The 18,985-nt window shown below is 73.1% G+C and carries 21 protein-coding genes; 11 read left to right on the top strand and 10 right to left on the bottom strand.

The features are described 5' to 3' along the window. Positions 1-78: 78 nt before the first annotated feature. Positions 79-1,488 (top strand): phytoene desaturase family protein, encoded by a 1,410-nt coding sequence (locus ACZ3KP_RS34195; protein WP_467504298.1) that lies wholly within the window; start codon positions 79-81, stop codon positions 1,486-1,488. After that, positions 1,485-1,994: an O-acetyl-ADP-ribose deacetylase gene (locus tag ACZ3KP_RS34190; RefSeq protein WP_467504296.1), complete on the top strand. Its 510-nt coding sequence runs from the start codon at positions 1,485-1,487 to the stop codon at positions 1,992-1,994. Before ACZ3KP_RS34195 ends, ACZ3KP_RS34190 begins: the two co-directional genes overlap by 4 nt. Positions 1,995-2,007: 13 nt before the next feature. On the opposite strand, the gene ACZ3KP_RS34185 is transcribed toward ACZ3KP_RS34190, so the two are convergent. From ACZ3KP_RS34185 to ACZ3KP_RS34175, 3 genes are all read right to left on the bottom strand, one after another. Next, on the bottom strand, positions 2,008-2,280 hold the full coding sequence (locus tag ACZ3KP_RS34185; RefSeq protein ID WP_467504352.1) for an SHOCT domain-containing protein: 273 nt from the start codon (positions 2,278-2,280) through the stop codon (positions 2,008-2,010). A 15-nt stretch (positions 2,281-2,295) separates the two neighbouring features. Then, a complete protein-coding gene (locus tag ACZ3KP_RS34180) occupies positions 2,296-2,724 on the bottom strand; it encodes a DUF6325 family protein (protein WP_467504294.1) in 429 nt (142 codons plus the stop codon). A 141-nt stretch (positions 2,725-2,865) separates the two neighbouring features. Further along, positions 2,866-3,552 carry a GAP family protein gene (locus ACZ3KP_RS34175; protein WP_467504350.1) on the bottom strand — a complete coding sequence of 229 codons (687 nt, stop codon included), beginning with the start codon at positions 3,550-3,552 and terminating at the stop codon, positions 2,866-2,868. Between the two features lie 138 nt (positions 3,553-3,690). On the opposite strand from ACZ3KP_RS34175, the gene ACZ3KP_RS34170 reads away from it, so the two are divergent. The 5 genes from ACZ3KP_RS34170 (at position 3,691) to ACZ3KP_RS34150 (ending at position 8,819) form a co-directional block, all read left to right on the top strand. Then, a complete protein-coding gene (locus tag ACZ3KP_RS34170; protein ID WP_467504292.1) occupies positions 3,691-4,656 on the top strand; it encodes a YihY/virulence factor BrkB family protein in 966 nt (321 codons plus the stop codon). 105 nt (positions 4,657-4,761) lie between these two features. Further along, complete coding sequence (locus tag ACZ3KP_RS34165) at positions 4,762-7,422, top strand: winged helix-turn-helix domain-containing protein (RefSeq protein WP_467504291.1); 2,661 nt, start codon at positions 4,762-4,764, stop codon at positions 7,420-7,422. Between the two features lie 127 nt (positions 7,423-7,549). Then, the gene (locus tag ACZ3KP_RS34160) at positions 7,550-7,747 is read left to right on the top strand and encodes a hypothetical protein (RefSeq protein WP_046730104.1); all 198 of its coding nucleotides are present in this window, start codon (positions 7,550-7,552) and stop codon (positions 7,745-7,747) included. Between the two features lie 123 nt (positions 7,748-7,870). Beyond that, positions 7,871-8,341: an SHOCT domain-containing protein gene (locus tag ACZ3KP_RS34155; protein WP_467504289.1), complete on the top strand. Its 471-nt coding sequence runs from the start codon at positions 7,871-7,873 to the stop codon at positions 8,339-8,341. Positions 8,342-8,390: 49 nt separating this feature from the next. Then, positions 8,391-8,819, top strand: coding sequence for a DUF7144 family membrane protein (locus tag ACZ3KP_RS34150; protein ID WP_467504287.1), 429 nt, complete (start codon positions 8,391-8,393; stop codon positions 8,817-8,819). Here ACZ3KP_RS34150 and ACZ3KP_RS34145 read toward each other — a convergent pair. After that, entirely contained in the window at positions 8,723-9,763 is a 1,041-nt protein-coding gene (locus ACZ3KP_RS34145) for a LysR family transcriptional regulator (RefSeq protein ID WP_467504285.1), read from the bottom strand. The genes ACZ3KP_RS34150 and ACZ3KP_RS34145 overlap by 97 nt on opposite strands. A 156-nt stretch (positions 9,764-9,919) precedes the next feature. Here ACZ3KP_RS34145 and ACZ3KP_RS34140 point away from each other — a divergent pair, with 156 nt between their 5' ends. From ACZ3KP_RS34140 to ACZ3KP_RS34130, 3 genes are all read left to right on the top strand, one after another. Beyond that, positions 9,920-10,807 carry an SDR family oxidoreductase gene (locus ACZ3KP_RS34140; RefSeq protein ID WP_467504283.1) on the top strand — a complete coding sequence of 296 codons (888 nt, stop codon included), beginning with the start codon at positions 9,920-9,922 and terminating at the stop codon, positions 10,805-10,807. A 122-nt stretch (positions 10,808-10,929) separates the two neighbouring features. Next, positions 10,930-12,396, top strand: coding sequence for an AlkA N-terminal domain-containing protein (locus tag ACZ3KP_RS34135; RefSeq protein ID WP_358980222.1), 1,467 nt, complete (start codon positions 10,930-10,932; stop codon positions 12,394-12,396). A 10-nt stretch (positions 12,397-12,406) separates the two neighbouring features. After that, positions 12,407-12,889 carry a methylated-DNA--[protein]-cysteine S-methyltransferase gene (locus tag ACZ3KP_RS34130; protein ID WP_467504281.1) on the top strand — a complete coding sequence of 161 codons (483 nt, stop codon included), beginning with the start codon at positions 12,407-12,409 and terminating at the stop codon, positions 12,887-12,889. Between the two features lie 27 nt (positions 12,890-12,916). On the opposite strand, the gene ACZ3KP_RS34125 is transcribed toward ACZ3KP_RS34130, so the two are convergent. Together ACZ3KP_RS34125 and ACZ3KP_RS34120 are read right to left on the bottom strand one after the other, a co-directional pair. Then, positions 12,917-13,645 (bottom strand): SIR2 family NAD-dependent protein deacylase, encoded by a 729-nt coding sequence (locus ACZ3KP_RS34125; protein ID WP_467504279.1) that lies wholly within the window; start codon positions 13,643-13,645, stop codon positions 12,917-12,919. 76 nt (positions 13,646-13,721) lie between these two features. Continuing rightward, entirely contained in the window at positions 13,722-14,216 is a 495-nt protein-coding gene (locus ACZ3KP_RS34120) for an NUDIX domain-containing protein (protein ID WP_132893188.1), read from the bottom strand. Between the two features lie 160 nt (positions 14,217-14,376). Here ACZ3KP_RS34120 and ACZ3KP_RS34115 point away from each other — a divergent pair, with 160 nt between their 5' ends. Then, on the top strand, positions 14,377-15,495 hold the full coding sequence (locus ACZ3KP_RS34115) for a glycerate kinase (RefSeq protein ID WP_467504348.1): 1,119 nt from the start codon (positions 14,377-14,379) through the stop codon (positions 15,493-15,495). A 99-nt stretch (positions 15,496-15,594) separates the two neighbouring features. Here the strand turns inward: ACZ3KP_RS34115 and pssA are convergent, their stop codons facing one another. The 4 genes from pssA to ACZ3KP_RS34095 all read right to left on the bottom strand — a co-directional run bounded on the left by pssA (position 15,595) and on the right by ACZ3KP_RS34095 (position 18,982). Then, the gene (pssA, locus tag ACZ3KP_RS34110) at positions 15,595-16,419 is read right to left on the bottom strand and encodes a CDP-diacylglycerol--serine O-phosphatidyltransferase (protein ID WP_132893285.1); all 825 of its coding nucleotides are present in this window, start codon (positions 16,417-16,419) and stop codon (positions 15,595-15,597) included. 22 nt (positions 16,420-16,441) lie between these two features. After that, entirely contained in the window at positions 16,442-17,098 is a 657-nt protein-coding gene (locus ACZ3KP_RS34105) for a phosphatidylserine decarboxylase (protein ID WP_132893190.1), read from the bottom strand. A 169-nt stretch (positions 17,099-17,267) separates the two neighbouring features. Beyond that, positions 17,268-18,473 carry an acyl-CoA dehydrogenase family protein gene (locus tag ACZ3KP_RS34100; RefSeq protein WP_467504278.1) on the bottom strand — a complete coding sequence of 402 codons (1,206 nt, stop codon included), beginning with the start codon at positions 18,471-18,473 and terminating at the stop codon, positions 17,268-17,270. A gap of 2 nt (positions 18,474-18,475) precedes the next feature. Then, positions 18,476-18,982, bottom strand: coding sequence for a MaoC family dehydratase (locus tag ACZ3KP_RS34095; protein ID WP_132893286.1), 507 nt, complete (start codon positions 18,980-18,982; stop codon positions 18,476-18,478). Between the last annotated feature and the right edge of the window lie 3 nt (positions 18,983-18,985).

Genomic DNA, 18,985 nt, shown 5'->3' with positions numbered 1-18,985 from the left:
CGGGGAGCGTGTCAGTCCTCCGGCATATCCTGAGGCCGAGTGGCCATCGGCTGACGAAGGGGTCCGAAGGTGCCGTCGATGCTCGATGCGGTCGTGGTGGGGGCGGGGCCGAACGGCCTGACGGCCGCCGTGGAACTGGCACGGCGCGGTTTCTCCGTCGCCCTCTTCGAGGCGCGGGACACCGTCGGCGGCGGCGCCCGCACCGAGGAGCTAACCCTCCCCGGCTTCCGGCACGACCCGTGCTCCGCCGCGCACCCGCTCGGCATCAACTCGCCCGCCTTCCGGGCCCTGCCCCTGGAGCGCTACGGCCTTCGGTGGCTGCACGCCGACCTGCCCATGGCCCACCCCTTCCCCGACGGCAGCGCCGCCGTGCTGGCCCGCTCCGTCGCCGAGACCGCGGCCTCCTTCGGGCCACGCGACGCCGGCACGTACCGCAGGCTGGTCGAGCCGTTCCTGCCCCGGTGGGACACGCTCGCCCGGGACTTCATGTCGCTGCCGGCGACCGCCCTGCCCCGTGACCCGGTCACCCTCGCCCGCTTCGGCCTGACCGGGCTGCCACCGGCCACGCTGCTGCTGCGCCGGTTCCGTGAGGAGCGGGCCAGGACGCTGTTCGCCGGGCTCGTCGCCCATGTCATGGCCCCGCTCAGCGGCTTCGCGACCGGCGCCGTCGGCCTGGTCTTCGCGCTCGCCGCACACGCCCGCGGCTGGCCGGTCGCCCAGGGCGGCTCCCAGGCCGTCTCCGACGCCCTCGCCGCCTATCTGCAGGACCTCGGCGGCGCGATCCACACCGACTACGAGGTCAAGCGACTGGACGACCTGCCGCCCGCGCGCTCGTACGTCTTCGACACCTCGCCCACCGCCCTCGCCCGCATCGCCGGCTTCGGCACCTACTACCAGGGCTACCGCTACGGCCCCGGCGTCTTCAAGGTCGACTACGCGCTGGACGGGCCGGTCCCCTGGACCGCCCCGGAGGCCCGCCGCGCCGGGACCGTGCAGATCGGCGCCGACAGCGCCGAGATCGGCGCCGCCCTGCGCGCCGTCTCCCGCGAGGGCCGCGCCCCCGGCCGGCCGTTCATGATCACCGTGCAGCCCGGCGTGGCGGACCCGAGCCGGGCCCCCGAGGGCAAGCAGGTGTTCTGGGCGTACGCCCACGTGCCGAACGGCTGGACCGGCGACCTCACGGAAGTGATGGAGCGTCAACTGGAGAGGTTCGCCCCGGGGTTCCGCGACCGCGTGCTGGCCCGCGCCACCGCGGGCCCCGCCGAACTCGCCGCCCGCAACGCCAACTACGTCGGCGGCGACATCGGCACCGGCGCGGTCACCGGCCTGCAGGCCCTGCTGCGCCCCAGACTGTCCCTGTTCCCGTACGCCACCCCGCACCCGGCCGTCTTCATCTGCTCGTCGGCGACCCCGCCCGGCCCGGGCGTGCACGGCATGTCGGGGCACAACGCGGCGAAGGCCGTATGGAGGAGGCTGAGACAGCCATGACCCGCATCACCCTCGTCCGGGGCGACATCACCCGGCAGCGCGTCGACGCCGTCGTGAACGCGGCCAACTCCTCGCTGCTCGGCGGCGGAGGCGTCGACGGTGCCATCCACCGGCGCGGCGGCCCCGCGATCCTGGCGGAGTGCCGCAAGCTGCGCGCCGGCCACCTGGGCAAGGGGCTGGCCACCGGCCAGGCGGTCGCCACCACCGCGGGCGAACTCGACGCCCGCTGGGTCATCCACACCGTCGGACCGGTCCACGCCACGACCGAGGACCGCTCCGCGCTGCTGGCGTCCTGCTACCGCGAGTCCCTGCGGCGTGCCGACGAACTCGGCGCCCGCACGGTCGCGTTCCCGGCCATCTCCACCGGCGTCTACGGCTGGCCGATGGACGACGGCGCCCGGATCGCCGTGACGACCGTCCGGGAGACGGACACCGCCGTCGAGGAGGTGCGGTTCGTCCTCTTCGACGAGCGCGCCTACGACGCGTTCGCCGCCCAGCTGGCCTGAGGACGCCCGCGGGTCAGCCCAGGATGCGGCGCTTCTGCTCCGCGAACTCCTCCTCGGTGAGGATCCCCTGCGCCTTCAGCTCGCCGAGCTGCTTGAGCTGGTCCATCCGAGCGGACATGTCATCGGCGGCGGGCGGTGCCGCGGGCGGCTGGGCGGCGGGCGGCTGCTGTTCGTAGTCCTGCTGGGCCCAGCGGCCCGCCTGGCGCCGGGAGACGCGGTTCGACACCGCGGTGGCGGTACCGGCGACGACGGCGGTGCGCGCGACCCCGCGCAGCAGTCCGGGCATGTCGGTCATCTCCGTTCAGTCGACGGCGCCGAGCGACGCCAACAGGGCCTGCACCGGGATCCGGCCGTTCGCGACCAGCTGGGCGCCGCTGCGCCGCAGCGCCGCGGCCAGCGGCGCGGCCCACAGGTTCTCGTACACGAGGACCGCGGCGGAGTTGCCGGGCTCCAGCGCGTTCCCGGCCTCGGCTAGGTCGCCCTCGTCCAGCAGGCCGGAGGAGGCCCCCTCGAAGACGGTCAGGTCGACCGTGTCGTCGCCGAGGTCCCGTAGTTCGAGTGCGGTCACCGAACCGTCGGCGTCCTTGCGCAGGAAGGCCAGGTCGAGGATCCGCACGATGCGGCGGTCGGCGAGATCCACCAGCAGGGGAAAGGCCTCGCCGGTCATCTTGTTGCCCGGGAACTCGATCACCAGGTAGTCGACGGGGCCCATCTCTTCGACGCTGTCCATGGGTCACTCCTCCTGGACGGGACGGCACGGGACGGGAGCGCGGGGGCGGTCGCCGGCCGGTGCCTCCATTCCAGCACCCACGCCGGGGCACCGCATGTGCGGGAACCGGCCGGGGCGGTCCCGCACCCGTGGCCCCCCGGGTCAACTCGTCAGCTGGTAGAGGCTCCTGCCGACCAGCCAGCAGCCCAGCAGCAGGCACAGCGACACCAGCGCCTGCTCCTGGTGCCGGGTCAGCCAGGCGCGCAGCCGCAGCAGCCGGCCGCGGGCCGTCGTCGGGGCGAAGACCACGTACAGCTCCAGGGCCAGCAGGCTCGAGGTGGCCAGCAGGCAGAAGCCGGACAGGGCGAGCCAGGTCGCGACGTGCGAGGTGTCCGCCTCCACGACCGTCGTGGCCCCGGCCGCGACCAGCCCCCACGGCTGCAGCAGGACGGCGAGACCGGCCGCGCTCCACACCGAACTGCGGTCCATCTCCGAGGTCAGGGACCCGGACGGCGCCGGTTCCGGCGCGGGCCGCCCCGCCCGGCCGTTACGGACCCGGTGGCCGCCCGGGCGCCGGCGCCGATGGGCGCCGTACCCGATGAGGGACACGCCGACGAACAGCTTGGCCGCGAGGACGGCGGTGGACGGCGGGGACTTCGGCGGTGGCGGCTGTCCGCCCGTCAGCACCAGGACGATCGCGATCACGAGGACCAGGCACGCCAGCCAGCTCAGGATGAAGACCAGGCCTTTCCACACGCCCCTGGCGGACGCCACCACCAGGACGAAGGCCGTCGGCGGCAGCGGTTCGAGCGTGATGGCCAGCCCGATGAGCAGCAGGTCGAGGACCACGACGACCCCCAGGGTGTCGGACACCACGAGCGTAGGCGCGGGTCACCGGGACGACACCCGGACCGGGTCCGGCGGGGTGCCTCCGGGGTGCCGCCCGGGCGCCCGCCGCGCACCCTGGACGCAGGAAGGAGCGATGCCATGCGGACCAGGGGGCGGGTGCCGCGCAACGGCTCTCGGCCCGGGCCGTCGCGGTGGCGTGAGCGGACCGCGCGGCTGGCGGCGCGGGCGAAGGCGCTGCACCGGTGGGCGGAGATCCGGTTCCCCGTCGTGATCCATCTCGCGGACCGGATGGTGTCCGTGAACATCTTCGACACCGCCACGCGGGTCGCCGCCCAGTGCTTCCTGACCGCCGTCCCGCTGCTCTTCGTGTTCGTCGCCTACGCCCCGCCCGCGGTCGAGCAGGAGCTGATCCGTTCGGTGCGCTCGGTGTTCGGTCTGACCGGACCGGCGGACCCCCAGCTCCAGCACCTGGTGCAGCCCAAGAGCGAAGGCCTGCGGCAGACCACCGGCGCCGTCGGCGTGCTGATGGTGCTGATCTCCGCCACCTCGCTCAGCCGGGCCGTGCAACGGCTGTGCCAGCGTGCCTGGGGCATCCCCCGCGGCAGCATCCGGATCGCACCGTGGCGCTGGCTCGCCTGGCTCGCCCTGTGGATCGTCGCGCTGGTCCTGCAGGGCGTGCTGCGGGACGGTTTCGGCGTGGGGGCCTGGCTGGGCGTCCCGGTCACCTTCGCCGCCCAGGTGTGCCTGTGGTGGTGGACGCAGCACCTGCTGCTCGGTGGTCACGTCAGCTGGAAGCCGCTGGTCCCGGGGGCCGCGATCACAGCGCTCTCCTTCACCGTCCTGTCGGTGACCGCGCGGTTCTACATGCCGCGCGCCCTCGACCGCGCCCTCGGCGAGTACGGCTCGCTGGGAGCGGTCTTCGTGGCCCTGTCCTGGCTGATCGTGGTCTGCCTGGCCGCCACCCTCAGCGTCACCGTCGGCGCGGTCCTGGCCCAGGAGCCGTTCCTGGCCGGCCGGCTCGGCAGCCCGCCGCCCCGCCGTCCCCCGGACGCCCGGACGCCCGCGGACCGGACACCCCGTCCACCCGGCACCCGCTCCGGATAGCCGTGCCCTCCGGGCGGCCAGCCCCGCGTGTCCTGCGCCGGGGCGCAAACCCTGTGATCCTGAGGGAGTAGAGCGCCGGCCACGGCCGGCCGGACACAGGTGGTGATGTCTGTGGCCGCGCACGACGACAGCGCACTGGTGCGGGCCGCCGGGTACACCGGCCCGCCGGGGGAGCCGCTGCTGCGGACCCGGTTCGCCGCACCGGCCAGGCCCCCCACCTTCGTCCGCAGGCCCAGGCTGACCGCGCACCTCGACCAGGCCCTCCGGACACCGCTGACCATGGTCAACGGCGCGGCCGGCGCGGGGAAGACCCTCCTCGTCGCCGACTGGGCCGCCGGGCTCGGACAACCGGTCGCCTGGCTCACCCACGAGGCGGGCGACCAGCGGCCCGGCACGTTCTGGACCCATGTCCTGCACGCCCTGCGCTCCGCGGGCACCGCGCTCCCCGCCGGCATCGGCGGCCCGGGGACCATCGGCATGGTCGGCCACCGGCTGCTCGGCCGGCTCGCCGACGAGCTGAACGGGAGCGGCCGGCCGGCGATCCTGGTCCTCGACGAGTTCGACCGGCTGTCCGCCCCGGAGCCCGCCGAGCAACTGGAGTTCGTCCTGCACCACGCCGGACAGGGCCTGCGGCTGATCCTGGTCACCCGGACCGAACCCCTGCTGCCCCTGCACCGCTACCGGGCCGCCGCGGCCGTCACCGAGATCAGGAACGACGAACTGGCCTTCACCCCCGAGGAGGCCGCCGACCTGCTGGCCCGGCACGACCTGCCGCTGCCCGCCCAGGCCGCCCGCGCCCTGGTGGAGCGCACCCGCGGCTGGGCGGCCGGGGTGCAGCTGAGCGCCCTCGCCGCCCGGCAGAGCGCGGACCCGGAGACGTACCTCAAGGAGTTCGAGGCCGGTCACAGCGTCATCGCCGACTTCCTGCTGGCCGAGGTGCTCAACCGGCAGTCGCCCCAGACGCAGGACCTGCTGCTGTGCGTCAGCGTCCTGGACCGGTTCTGCCCCGAACTGGCCGAGGCCCTCACGGGCCGCCCCGGAGCCGGGCCGCGGCTGGCCGCGCTGTGCCGCCAGAACGCCTTCGTCGAGTACCTCGGGCACTCCTGGTTCCGGCTGCACCCGCTGTTCGCGGAGATCCTCCGGGTCCACCTGCGGGCCCGCCGACCGGAGCGGGAACCCGAACTGCACCGGCGCGCCGCGTGCTGGCTGCGGGCCCACGGCGCGGTACCCGAGGCACTGGCCCACGGCGCGGCGGCGGCCGACTGGGAGTTCACCGCCGGCGCCGTCGTCGACGACCTGGCGATCGGCCGGCTGCTCACCGGGCCGCGCGCCGACGACCTCACCGAACTGTTCTCCCGGATGGACACCGAGGCCACCGGCGCGGCGGTGGACCTGGTGCGGGCGGCCCGCGAACTGTCCGGATGCGACCTCGACCGCGGCCTCGTCCACCTCGGCCACGCGGCGCAGGATGCGGCTGCGCGGGAGCCCGCCGCGGCGAGCCGGCTGAGCCGGGTGCTCCTGGAGTCCCTGGCGGCCCGGCTGACCGGTGCCCCCGGCCAGGCCGAGCAGGCGATGGCGACGGCCGAGCGGCTCCGCCACGAGGTGCCCGCCGAGCAGCTGGCGCGCCACCCCGAGCTCGGCGCGCTGCTGCTCACCCACCTGGGTTCGGCCCGGGTGTGGGCCGGGCACTTCGACGAGGCCCGCGCCGCCCTCACCGAGGTGGCCGCCCTCGCCGACGCCGCGACGGAGCTGCCGCGCGAGGACTGCCTCGGGCACCTGGCGCTCCTCGACTACTTCGACGGCCGGCTCGACCGGGCGGAGAGCCGGGCCCTGGCCGCCACGGCCGTGACCCGGCACTGCGGCGGCCACCCGTTCCCGGGCGCCGGGCTCGGGCAGCTGGTGCTGGCCACCGTGGCCGTCGACCGCGACGAACTGGACCAGGCCCGGACCCTGCTGGCCGAGGCCGCCGCGTCCGGCCCCGGCCCCGCGGCGCCCGACCCGGTGACCGAGGGGTGCCGGGCCCTGGCGACCGCACGGCTGCTGGCGGCGCTCGGCGACCCGGAGGCCGCCGCGGACGCGGCCACCCCGGCCGTACGCGCCACCGTCACCTCGCCCTGGGTCCGGGCCGGCGCGGCCCTGGCCTCGTCGGCGGCCCACCTCGCCGAGGGCCGCCCGGAGGCGGCCGCCGGGGTGCTCGACGGGGTCCGGGGCCCCGACGGGTCCGTGTGCGCGGCGGAGCTGGCCTGGGCGCGCCTGGTCACCGGCCACCGCGAGGAAGCGGTCGAGGCGGCGGGCCCGCTGTGCGCGGACGAGGGGGGAGGTCCCGGGGTCACGGTGCGGGCCACCCTGGTCCACGCCCTGGCCGCGGTCGAGACGGGGGACGCCGACACCGCCCGCAGACTGCTCGCCAAGGCGCTCCTGGAGGCCCGCGGGAACCGGCTGCGCCGCCCGTTCCTGGACGCGGGACCGCGCATCCGGCGCCTGCTGGACACCCCGCAGCTGCACGGTCTGGCCGCGGGCTGGCTGTACGGCGACGGCGCCGGTGCCGCCCCCGAGGCCTCGCCGCTGCTCGTGGAGGAGCTGAGCGGGCGTGAGCGCGAGGTGCTGAGCAGGCTGGCGCAGCTGATGTCCACCCAGGAGATCGCCGCCGACCTGTACGTCTCCGTGAACACCGTGAAGACGCACCTCAAGAGCGTCTACCGGAAGCTCGGGGTGGGCCGGCGCGGCGACGCGGTGCGCCGGGCCCGCGAGCGCGGACTGCTGTGACACCTGCCCGCCCGCGGCGGTATCCGGAGGCCGGGCCCGGATCACCTCCGCCGGGTGAGGCCGACGGCGCCCGGCGCGGCGCAGGATCGGTGCACAGACCGCAGCACACCGCGGCGGGAGACGGCTCATGCACTACGAGATCCGCGTCGAAGGGGCCATGTCCGAGACGCTGACGCAGGCCTTCCCGGAAATGGAACACGTGACGATGTCCGGCCAGACGGTCCTGTTCGGTCCCGTCATCGACGAGGCACAGCTGTACGGCCTGCTGAACCGCTGTCTGTCACTCGGACTGCGGGTCGTGGAGATGCGGCGCCGCCCGGAGTGACCAGGCGTGCCGCACAGCAGCGCACGATCACCCGCACCGGGTGAGGACCCGGGGAGGCCGCCGTGCGCACCCTGAAACCGCAGAGCGCGGCCGACCGGCCGGCGCCGTGGACGGAGGACACAAATGAGCGCGCAGACCTACCTCGCGTACGACTATCCGCTGCTGAGCGCCTTCTGGACCATGCTGTGGCTGTTCCTGTGGATCATGTGGCTTGTCCTGCTGTTCCGCGTCATCGTGGACATCTTCCGCGACGACTCGATGGGCGGCTGGGCCAAGGCCGGCTGGCTGGCCCTCTGCATCGTGGTCCCCTTCCTGGGCGTGCTCATCTACGTGATCGCCCGCGGCAAGGGCATGGGGCAGCGCGAGATCTCGCAGGCCCGGGACCAGCAGAAGGCCTTCGAGTCCTACATCCGGCAGACCGCCCAGAGCACCGGCCAGACCAGCAGCGTCGACGAACTGGCCAGGCTCTCCGAGATGAAGTCCCGCGGCGACATCTCGGACGAGGAGTTCCTCCGGGCCAAGGCACTGGTCCTGGGCGACGCCGGACCGGCCGCCCCGCGCACCGGCGCCGTGCCCACCACCCACGGGCGCTGACCGCACCACCAGTACCACGAGATCTGCGAGAACGAATCGAGGCAGGCGCATGACAGCGACACATCCCGCGCACCACCCGCACACCGCCAAGATGCAGTGGGCCGGCGGACTGACGACCTTCTCCGCCGTCATGCTGATGATCGCCGGTCTGCTCGCGGTGTTCCGCGGCATCATGGCGATCGCCCAGGACGACGTGTTCGTCACGACGCCCAACTACGTCTTCAAGTTCGACCTCACGAGCTGGGGCTGGATCCACCTGGTCCTCGGCGTGATCGCCGTGGTCGTCGGCGTCGGCCTCCTGAAGCCCGCCGCGTGGGCCCGCGGCGCCGGCGTGGCCATCGCCGCGCTGGTGATCATCGCCAACTTCCTGTCCCTGCCGTACTACCCGGTCTGGTCCGTGGTGATGATCGCGCTCTCCGGGTTCATCATCTGGGCGCTGTGCGTGGTCCGCGGCGACGAATCCGCGGACACGACCTGACGCGTCCGGGCCCACCCGGAACTCCTCCCGACGGCGGCGCCGCCCCGTACCGAGTCCTCGGTCCGGGCGGCGCCGTCCGGGACCAGGTGGGCCTCGGCCGCGCGGCGGAACGCCGGGAACAGCGGGTGACGGTCCCCGGCCCGGACGGCGAGGACCACCTGGAGGGGCGTGGCGTCCGCCACCGGGACGACGGCGATGTCCGGCCGCAGGTTCCCGCCGAACCCGGCCGGTGCCAGCGTCACCACCTCACCGCTCGCGACCAGTTCGAGCTTGTCCTCCAGCGAGTCCACCGAGGGGCCCAGCCGGGTGTGGCCGGGAGGGTTCGCCCCGATCCGGTCGGCGCCGGTGAAACGGGGGAGCGGCTCGTCGGAGAAGTCGGCGAGGGTGACCGACTCCTTGCCCGCCAGCCGGTGATCGAGCGGTACCAGCAGGACCCGCGGCTCCTCGTAGAGGACCGTGACGTCCAGGTCGTCGGCGGTGAACAGGAACCGGGTCACCACCACGTCGACGCGACGGTCCAGCAGCGCTTCGCGCGGGTCGTTCCAGTCCAGGTGCAGGGCGCGGACATCCGCCTCGGGATGACGCCTGCGCAGCTCCCGGACGGCCGGGGTGACGATCATATGGGTGGTGAACCCGACGGTGAACGGGGCGTGGGCGGCCGCCGACCGCGCGCTCGCGGCGGCCCGGCCGGCCGTCCGCAGCAGCTCCCTGGCCTGCGGCAGGAAGACCTCCCCGGCCTCGGTGAGCCGGGTGCCGCGCGGGCTGCGGTCCAGCAGCCGGGCACCCACCTGCTGCTCGAGCCGCCGGATCTGCCGGCTCAGCGAGGGCTGCGCCAGACGCAGCGTGTCGGCCGCGCGACCGAAGTGCAGCTCTTCGGCGACGACGGTGAAGTAACGCACCAGGCGCAGCTCCAGGTCCACCGCCGGTACGGGGGAATCGGGCACCCCGTGACTCTACCCGCGCGCCGGTGAAACCTCGGTGAACTGCGGTGATAACCGGACAGGCATCACAGGGTGCGGAACAGGTCTTGGACCCGGCCCGGTCGCCGGGCGCACGCTGGGGTCATCCCACCAGATGCACTCCCCGTGAGGTGATTTGTCATGCGTGTGTTCGTCACCGGCGCCACCGGTTTCGTCGGCAGCGCGGTCGTCCGCGAACTGCTCGACGCCGGGCACCAGGTGCTCGGCCTGGCCCGTTCGGACGCGGCCGAGGCGGCCCTGAAGGAGGCGGGAGCACAGGCGCACCGGGGCGACCTGAACGACGTCGACGGGCTGCGGGCCGCGGCCGCCGAGGCCGACGGAGTGGTCCACACCGGCTTCCACCACGACTTCTCCGACCTGCACGGCGCCCTGCGCATCGAACTCGCGGCCCTGGCCGCTTTCGGCGACGCCCTCGCCGACTCCGGTCGCCCCCTGGTCGTCACGTCCGTGACCGGCCTGCTCACCCCCGGCCGCGTCGGCACCGAGACCGACGGTCCCGACCCCGCCGCGCCGGGCGCGCACCGGGCGGAGCCGGAACGGGCCGCACTGGCCCTGGCCGACCGCGGGGTGGGGGTCAGCGCGATCCGGCTGCCCTCGGTACACGGTGCGGGCGACCACGCGTTCGTGCCGGCCCTCATCGGCATCGCCCGGGACAAGGGCGTCGCCGCCTACCCGGACGAGGGGACCAACCGCTGGTCCGCCGTGCACCGCCTGGACGCCGCCACCCTCTACCGCCGGGCCCTGGAGGCGGCCCCGGCGGGCGCCGTACTGCACGCCGTCGCCGAAGGGGACGTACGGTTGCGCGACATCGCCGAGGTGATCGGCCGCCGCCTCGACGTGCCGACGGTCTCCCTGCCCCGGGCCCGGGCGATCGACCACTTCGGATGGCTCGGCCCCTTCTGCGTCAACGACAACCCGACGTCGAGCGCCTCGACCCGGCAGCGCTACGACTGGCGGCCCGAGCAGCCCGGCCTCCTCGCCGACCTGGACCAGGACCACTACTTCTGACCTTCCCGCGAGGACCTTCCCGCGGAGACCTTTCCGCGACCCGAGGTCAGCCCACCTTCGTGTCGGATTCCCGCCAGCATCGGCCACCGTCCGTGGCCGATGCTGGACCCATGCAGAAAGGGATGCACCTCGACCGAGAGCACTGCGTACGGGCCGTGCAGTCGAAGGACGCGCGGTTCGACGGCTGGTTCTACACCGCCGTCCTCACCACGCGCATCTACTGCCGGCCCAGCTGCCCGGTGGTACCGCCCAAGCCCGCGAACATGACGTTCTACCCGAGCGCCGCCGCCTGCCAGCAGGCCGGCTTCCGCGCCTGCAAGCGCTGCCGTCCCGACACCAGCCCCGGCTCCCCGGAGTGGAACCAGCGCGCCGACCTGGTCGCCCGCGCCATGCGGCTGATCGCCGACGGGGTCGTGGACCGCGAGGGCGTGCCCGGTCTCGCCGCCCGCCTCGGCTACAGCCCTCGGCAGGTGGAACGCCAGCTGCTCGCCGAACTCGGCGCCGGTCCGCTGGCCCTCGCCCGGGCCCAGCGCGCCCAGACCGCCCGCCTGCTGATCGAGACGACCGCCCTGCCGATGGCGGAGATCGCCTTCGCGTCCGGATTCTCCTCGATCCGCACCTTCAACGACACCGTCCGGGAGGTCTTCGCGCTCTCGCCGACCGAACTGCGCGACCGCCGCCCGAGGACCGCGCGGCACGCTCCGGGCGCGCTCTCGCTGCGGCTCCCCTTCCGTGCCCCGCTCAACCCCGACAACCTGTTCGGACACCTCGCGGCCACCGCCGTACCCGGCGTGGAGGAGTGGCGGGACGGCGCCTACCGGCGGACCCTGCGGCTGCCGTACGGGCACGGCATCGCCGCCCTCGCGCCGAAGCCCGACCACATCGCCTGCCGGCTCGCCCTCAGCGACCTGCGGGACCTGCCCGTCGCCATCAGCCGCTGTCGCCGGCTCCTGGACCTGGACGCCGACCCGGTCGCCGTGGACGACCAGCTCCGTTCGGATCCCGTTCTGGCGCCGCTGGTGGACAAGGCGCCGGGGCGCCGGGTGCCGCGCACGGTGGACGAAGCGGAGTTCGCGGTCCGGGCCGTGCTCGGCCAGCAGGTCTCCACGGCCGCCGCCCGTACCCACGCGGCCCGCCTGGTGACGGCCCACGGCACCCCGGTCGACGACCCCGAGGGCGGCCTGACCCACCTCTTCCCGTCCCCCGAGGCGCTCGCGGACGTACCCCCCGAGTCCCTGGCGATGCCCCGTAGCCGCCGCACCACCTTCACCACCCTGGTGAGCCGACTGGCCGACGGAACCCTCCACCTGGGGGTGGAGTGCGACTGGGCGGAAGCCCGCGCCAGGCTCCTCGCCCTCCCCGGCTTCGGCCCCTGGACCGTCGACGTCATCGCCATGCGCGCCCTCGGCGACCCCGACGCCTTCCTCCCCACCGACCTCGGAATCCGCCGCGCCGCCCAGGAGTTGGGCCTGCCCGGCACCCCGGCCGCCCTCACCGCACGCGCGGCCGCCTGGCGTCCCTGGCGCGCCTACGCCGTCCAGTACCTGTGGGCGACCGACAGCCACCCGATCAACTTCCTGCCCGTGTGAGGACCTTGCCGTGAAGAACCACACCGTCACCGACAGCCCCTACGGCCCGCTCACCCTGGTCGCCGAGGACGGCATCCTGTGCGGTCTGTACATGGAGGAACAGCGCCACCGGCCGCCCGAGGAGACCTTCGGCGACCGCGACGACGACCTGTTCGACGAGGCCGAGGAACAGCTCGCCGCCTATTTCGCGGGCGAGTTGAAGGAGTTCACCGTCGAACTGCGGCTGAACGGCACGCCGTTCCAGCGCAGCGTCTGGGACCAGCTGACCCGGATCCCGTACGGGGAGACCCGCAGCTACGGCGAACTCGCCGACGCCCTCGGCAACCCCCAGGCCTCCCGCGCGGTCGGCCTCGCCAACGGCCGCAACCCCGTCGGCATCATCGTCCCCTGCCACCGGGTGATCGGTGCCAACGGGAACCTCACCGGCTACGGCGGCGGCCTGCCCCGCAAGCAGCGCCTGCTGGACTTCGAACGGGGCGCGGGCCTGTTCTGACGCGGGCCTGTCCTGACCCGGCCTCTTCTAGCCGGCCCGCAGCTCCGCGAGCAGCTTCGGCAGCGCGGTGCCGATCGGTTCGCGGATGACGTCGTCGGCGCGGTCGTCGTACGGCGTGGGCTCGGCGTTGACGATGACCAGCCGGGCGCCGTGGTCGGCGGCGACGCCCGCCAGTCCGGCGGCCGGCTGGACCTGAAGGCTGCTGCCCACCGCGATGAACACCGTGCAGGCCTTGCTGATGGCGAGAGCGTCACCGAGGACGGCCGGGTCGAGACGCTCGCCGAACATCACGGTCGCCGGTTTGAGGACGCCCCCGCACTCCAGGCACGGCGGATCCGCCTCACCTGCCTCGACCCTGGCGAGCGCGTCCGCCATCGTTCTCCGCGCACCGCAGGCCGTGCACACCACCTGCCGTGCGGTGCCGTGCAGTTCGAGCACCTTGCGGGCGGGCATCCCGGCGAGCTGGTGCAGGCCGTCCACGTTCTGCGTGATCACCCGCACCGAGGTCCCCGACCGCTCCAGCTCGGCGACGGCCCGGTGGGCCGCGTTCGGCTCCGCCTGGAGTGTGCGGTTCTCGCGCCGCATCTGCCACGAGCGGCGCCGGATCTCCGGGTCGCCCATGTAGTACTCGCACGTCACGAGCTTCTCGGCCTCGGGATCCGCGCGCCACAGGCCGTTGGGACCGCGGTAGTCGGGGATCCCGGAATCGGTCGAGACACCGGCGCCACTCAGGATGGCGACGAGGGGCTTGGTCATGGGGTCGAGGGTAGGGCGGGGCGGGTTGCGGCAGCGAGTGGATATGGGCGGGCGGGGCCGGGGCCGGGGCCGTGGTTCAGCCGACCCGGTGACCGTTCTCCAGCTCCGCCGTCCCCGAGCCGTCCGTGAGGGTGTCCAGGGCGACCAGTACGCGCCGTCCGAGCGCGCCGGACAGGTGGTCGGTGATCCGCTCGCGGGGGACCAGCCGCCAGGACAGCAGTTCCTCCTCCTGGAGGACGATCGCCCGGAGGTCGTCGTCGGTGAGGACGCCGCCGTCGTACACGTACGCCACGACCGGCGGCCGGCCGGTGCCGTGCACCCAGTCCACCGCCAGCAGCCGGCCCATGGGCCGGTCCAGCCCGATCTCCTCCAGGGTCTCCCGGCGGGCGCCCTGGCGGGGGGTCTCGCCGTCGTCGGACTCGACGGTCCCGCCCGGCAGCGCCCAGCCCTCCCGGTAGTTGGGTTCGACGAGCAGGACCCGCCCCTCGGCGTCCAGGAAGAGCGCGGCGGCCCCGGCGAGGACACGGGGGAGGCTCGCGATGTACGCGGCGTAGGTGTCGGTGGTGGTCACTCCGGCAGGGTAACCAGGCCGGGGCCCCGCCCGGGCCGCCGTGGCGCCGCCCGGGCCGGGGAATGACGGGGAGGGTGTCCTGCGGTTAAGGTCGCAGCGGCGCGACTGGCCTTGACGTGCGCGAGGCCCGGAATGCAAGGGGATACAGGTGACACAGCGCGTGCTCATCGCCGCGGACAAGTTCAAGGGCTCGCTGACCGCCGTGCAGGTCGCCGAGCGGGTCACGGCGGGGCTGCGGCGGGTCGTGCCCGGCCTGGACGTGGCGGCGCTGCCCGTCGCCGACGGCGGGGACGGCACGGTGGCCGCCGCGGTCGCGGCCGGTTTCGAACGGCACGAGCGGCGGGTCGCCGGGCCCCTGGGGCACGAGGTCACCGCCGCGTTCGCGCTCCGTGGTGACACCGCCGTGGTGGAGATGGCCGAGGCGAGCGGGCTGCAGCGGCTGCCCCGCGGTGTGTTCGCGCCGCTCACGGCCTCCACGTACGGCTCCGGAGAGCTGCTGCGGGCCGCGCTGGACGCGGGAGCCCGCACGATCGTCTTCGGCGTCGGAGGCAGTGCCACGACGGACGGCGGGGCCGGGATGCTGTCGGCGCTCGGCGCGCGTTTCCTCGACGCGGACGGCGAACCGGTGCCGCCGGGCGGCGGCGGACTGGCCGAACTGGCCCGCGCGGACCTGTCCGGGCTGGACCCGCGGCTGTCCTCCGTGGACCTGATCCTCGCCAGCGACGTCGACAACCCGCTGACCGGCCCGAAGGGCGCGCCCGCCGTCTACGGCCCGCAGAAGGGCGCCTCGCCCGACGACGTGGAACTGCTGGACGCGGCGCTGGCCCACTTCGCGAAGATCCTGGAGGCAGAGGCCGGCGCGCGCGCCGCCGGGTACGCGGTGGCGCAGGGCGCCGGCGCGGCCGGCGGCATCGGGTACGGCGCGCTGCTGCTCGGCGCCCGGTTCCGGGCCGGCATCGAGGTCATGCTCGACGTGCTGGGCTTCGCGCCGGCGCTGGAGCGGGCGTCGCTCGTCATCACCGGCGAGGGCTCGCTCGACGAGCAGACGCTGCACGGCAAGGCACCGGCCGGGGTGGCCGCGGCCGCCCGTGCCGCGGGCAAGGAGGTGGTGGCGGTCTGCGGCCGCCTCGCCCTGCCGCCCGAGGCGATCGGGCGGGCCGGGATCCGCCGCGTCTACCCGCTCACCGACGTCGAACCGGACGTGGTGACGTGCATCGCCGACGCCGGGCCGATCCTGGAGCGGGTGGCGGAACAGATCGCACGGGACTTCCTGAGCTGAGGGGCGAAAGCCGCGTCCCGGAGCGGAGAACGTGAACGGAAGACGGGTGTGGCCCGGACCTGCGGGTCCGGGCCACACCCGTCTTCGGTGCGGGCGGCGTCAGGGCAGCTGGGCCGCCCGTGCCTCACGCCGGTTGTCGCGGAAGTTGTTCACCCGGCGGGCCGTGGCGAACAGCGGGATCACCGCGCCGGTCACCAGCTGCAGCGCACAGCCGGTCTGGAGGAGCAGCTGGCCGCCCGGGGCGTCGAAGGCCCAGGCCGCCAGGAGGCCCACGCCGAGCACGATCCAGGACAGCATCGCGACCGCGAGGCGCCCGCGCGGCTTCGGGTACTCGACCCGGCTGACCATCAGCCACGCCGTGCCGAGGATCGCCAGCAGCGTCGCGAAGAACGGCAGCTCCAGGAGCACGATCGAGACGACCGTCAGCGCGCCGAACGGCGAGGGCATGCCCTGGAACATGCCGTTGGGCGGTGTCACGCAGGAGAAGCGCGCGAGTCTCAGCACCACGGCCAGCAGCACCACGACCGCCCCGACCGCGGCCACCTTCTGGTACGCATCGTCCGCCACCATGCCGTAGACGAGGACGAAGTACGCCGGGGCGAGGCCGAAGCTGATCAGGTCGGAGAGGTTGTCCAGTTCCGCGCCCATGGGGGAGGAGCGCAGCTTGCGCGCCACCAGGCCGTCGAACAGGTCGAAGATCGCCGCGCACAGCATCAGGATGACCGCCGTGGCCGCGCTGTGGCGGGCCATGCCGGCCGACTGGTCGTCCCCGGTGAGGTGCGGGATCAGGATGCCGGTGGTGGTGAAGTACACCGCCATGAACCCGCAGGTGGCGTTGCCCAGGGTGAGGGTGTCCGCTATCGAGAGGCGGAGAGAGAGCGGCATCTCCTCCTCGTCGTCGCCGATCTCGTCGGCCTCGGGCACCCAGCCCGCCTGGGTCTCTGGATCAATCACGGTCAATGCGAGTCACCCCAGCCACGGTCTTCTGGCCGACCTCGACCGCGACCTCCACGCCTTCAGGCAGGTAGATGTCGACGCGCGAGCCGAACCGGATCAGACCGATGCGGTCGCCCTGCTCGACCTTCGTGCCCTGCGGAACGTAGGGGACGATGCGGCGGGCCACCGCGCCGGCGATCTGGATCATTTCGATGTCGCCGAGTTCGGTGTCGAAATGCCAGACTACGCGCTCGTTGTTCTCGCTCTCCTTGTTGAAGGCGGGAACGAAGCCACCGGGGATGTGCTCCACCGACGTCACCTCGCCCGCCAGGGGCGCGCGGTTGACGTGGACGTTGAGCGGGCTCATGAAGATCGCGACGCGGGTGCGACCGTCCTTCCACGGCATGATGCTCTGCACCACACCGTCGGCGGGCGAGATGACACGGCCCGGGGCGATCTCACGCTCGGGGTCGCGGAAGAACCACAGCATGCCCGCCGCGAGTGCGGTGGCGGGCACGGCGACGGCCTTCGCGGCACCGGAGCGACGGGCGCGCAGGAGGCTGACGGCTGCGGTGGCGACGGTCGGGAGAAGCCACGGCGATGCTCCGCGCGCGAGGCGTACGCCGGCCAGGCTGTCTCGATGTGCAGAGGTTTGGCTGTGGGGCATGGATGACCTTCGTAGCGGATGATGCCGCGCGGGAAACGGGGACGGCGGCTTTCCGGGATCGTACCGGTCGGGGGCCGCAACTGGGCAAGCCAAGCAGCCGAGTCGGCGGCCGAAGACCGTTGACGGGGTGTGATCTTCTTCTCGAAGAAAACACCCCGTACCCGGACAATCAGCCCTGGAATCGATACTCTTCGAGCAGCCTTCGCCCGATGATCATTTTCTGGATCTCGGCGGTGCCCTCGCCGATCAGCAGCATCGGCGCCTCGCGGTAGAGACGCTCGATCTCGTACTCCTTGGAGAATCCGTAGCCGCCGTGGATCCGGAAGGCGTCCTCCACGACCTCCTTGCAGAACTCGGAGGCGAGGTACTTCGCCATCCCCGCCTCAAGGTCGTTTCGTTCCCCGGAGTCCTTTTTGCGTGCGGCGTTGACCATCATGGCATGGGCGGCCTCGACCTTCGTGGCCATCTCCGCCAGTTTGAACTGGATGGCCTGGTGCTGGGCGATCGCCTTGCCGAAAGTGTGACGCTGCTGGGCATACTGGACGCCGAGTTCGAAAGCGCGCTGTGCGACACCGCAGCCGCGTGCCGCCACGTTGACCCGGCCGACCTCGACTCCGTCCATCATTTGGTAAAAACCTCGGCCGGTGACCCCGCCGAGCACCCGATCGGCCGGAATCCGCAGGCCGTCCATGATCAGCTCGGTGGTGTCGACGCCCTTGTAGCCCATCTTGTCGATCTTGCCCGGGATGGTCAGACCGGGGCGGACCTCGCCGAAGCCCGGCTCCTTCTCGACCAGGAAGGTCGTCATCGACCTGTGCGGCGCCGTACCCTCGGGGTGTCCTTCGTCACTCCGGACGAGTACGGCCACGAGGGACGACGTACCGCCGTTCGTCAGCCACATCTTCTGGCCGTTCAGGACGTACTCCTCGCCGTCCCGCACCGCCTTCGAGGTGATCGCCGACACGTCCGAGCCGAGACCCGGCTCCGACATCGAGAACGCGCCCCGGATGTCGCCGGCCGCCATCCGCGGCAGGAAGTGCTCCTTCTGCTCCTGGGTACCGTGCTGCTTGAGCATGTACGCCACGATGAAGTGCGTGTTGATGATTCCGGACACGGACATCCAGCCCCGGGCGATCTCCTCGACGCACAGCGCGTACGTCAGGAGGGACTCGCCCAGGCCGCCGTACTCCTCCGGGATCATCAGGCCGAACAGGCCGAGCTCCCGGAGACCGTCGACGATCGCCTGCGGGTACTCGTCGCGGTGCTCCAGCTCGGTGGCGACCGGGATGATCTCCTTGTCCACGAAGTCGCGGACGGTGGAGAGGATCTCCTGCTGGACGTCGGTCAGACCGGCGGTCTGGGCGAGACGGGCCATGACTAGCGCTCCTGAAGTTCCGGGCGGCCGGGCTGCTCGCCGCCGCGCTCCTTGATGTACGTCTCGGTCGGCACCATCACCTTGCGGCGGAAGACGCACACGAGCGTGCCGTCCTGCTTGTAGCCCTTGGTCTCGACGTGGACGATCCCGCGGTCGCTCTTCGACTTCGAGGGCCACTTGTCGAGCACGGTGGTCTGGCCGTAGATCGTGTCGCCGTGGAAGGTCGGCGCCACGTGCTTGAGCGACTCGATCTCCAGGTTGGCGATCGCCTTGCCCGAGATGTCCGGGACGGACATGCCGAGCAGCAGCGAGTAGATGTAGTTGCCCACCACCACGTTCCGGCCGAAGTCCGTCGTCTTCTCGGCGTAGTTCGTGTCCATGTGGAGCGGGTGGTGGTTCATGGTGAGGAGACAGAACAGGTGGTCGTCGTACTCCGTGACCGTCTTACCGGGCCAGTGCTTGTACGTCGCCCCGACCTCGAACTCCTCGTACGTGCGTCCGAACTGCATCGC

Source organism: Streptomyces sp. NPDC020958 (assembly GCF_055562175.1).
This window is presented reverse-complemented; position numbering and strand designations above follow the sequence as displayed.

What these genes read in the sequence shown, in the direction of transcription:
- ACZ3KP_RS34170 (WP_467504292.1), top strand. Translation starts at nt 3,691, where the DNA reads ATGCGGACCAGGGGGCGGGTGCCGCGCAACGGCTCTCGGCCCGGGCCG.
- ACZ3KP_RS34100 (WP_467504278.1), bottom strand. Translation starts at nt 18,473, where the DNA reads ATGGCCCGTCTCGCCCAGACCGCCGGTCTGACCGACGTCCAGCAGGAG.
- ACZ3KP_RS34195 (WP_467504298.1), top strand. Translation starts at nt 79, where the DNA reads ATGCTCGATGCGGTCGTGGTGGGGGCGGGGCCGAACGGCCTGACGGCC.
- ACZ3KP_RS34140 (WP_467504283.1), top strand. Translation starts at nt 9,920, where the DNA reads ATGCGTGTGTTCGTCACCGGCGCCACCGGTTTCGTCGGCAGCGCGGTC.
- ACZ3KP_RS34155 (WP_467504289.1), top strand. Translation starts at nt 7,871, where the DNA reads ATGAGCGCGCAGACCTACCTCGCGTACGACTATCCGCTGCTGAGCGCC.
- ACZ3KP_RS34125 (WP_467504279.1), bottom strand. Translation starts at nt 13,645, where the DNA reads ATGACCAAGCCCCTCGTCGCCATCCTGAGTGGCGCCGGTGTCTCGACC.
- ACZ3KP_RS34105 (WP_132893190.1), bottom strand. Translation starts at nt 17,098, where the DNA reads ATGCCCCACAGCCAAACCTCTGCACATCGAGACAGCCTGGCCGGCGTA.
- ACZ3KP_RS34190 (WP_467504296.1), top strand. Translation starts at nt 1,485, where the DNA reads ATGACCCGCATCACCCTCGTCCGGGGCGACATCACCCGGCAGCGCGTC.
- ACZ3KP_RS34095 (WP_132893286.1), bottom strand. Translation starts at nt 18,982, where the DNA reads ATGCAGTTCGGACGCACGTACGAGGAGTTCGAGGTCGGGGCGACGTAC.
- ACZ3KP_RS34185 (WP_467504352.1), bottom strand. Translation starts at nt 2,280, where the DNA reads ATGCCCGGACTGCTGCGCGGGGTCGCGCGCACCGCCGTCGTCGCCGGT.
- ACZ3KP_RS34180 (WP_467504294.1), bottom strand. Translation starts at nt 2,724, where the DNA reads ATGGACAGCGTCGAAGAGATGGGCCCCGTCGACTACCTGGTGATCGAG.
- ACZ3KP_RS34135 (WP_358980222.1), top strand. Translation starts at nt 10,930, where the DNA reads ATGCACCTCGACCGAGAGCACTGCGTACGGGCCGTGCAGTCGAAGGAC.
- ACZ3KP_RS34160 (WP_046730104.1), top strand. Translation starts at nt 7,550, where the DNA reads ATGCACTACGAGATCCGCGTCGAAGGGGCCATGTCCGAGACGCTGACG.
- ACZ3KP_RS34165 (WP_467504291.1), top strand. Translation starts at nt 4,762, where the DNA reads ATGTCTGTGGCCGCGCACGACGACAGCGCACTGGTGCGGGCCGCCGGG.
- ACZ3KP_RS34150 (WP_467504287.1), top strand. Translation starts at nt 8,391, where the DNA reads ATGACAGCGACACATCCCGCGCACCACCCGCACACCGCCAAGATGCAG.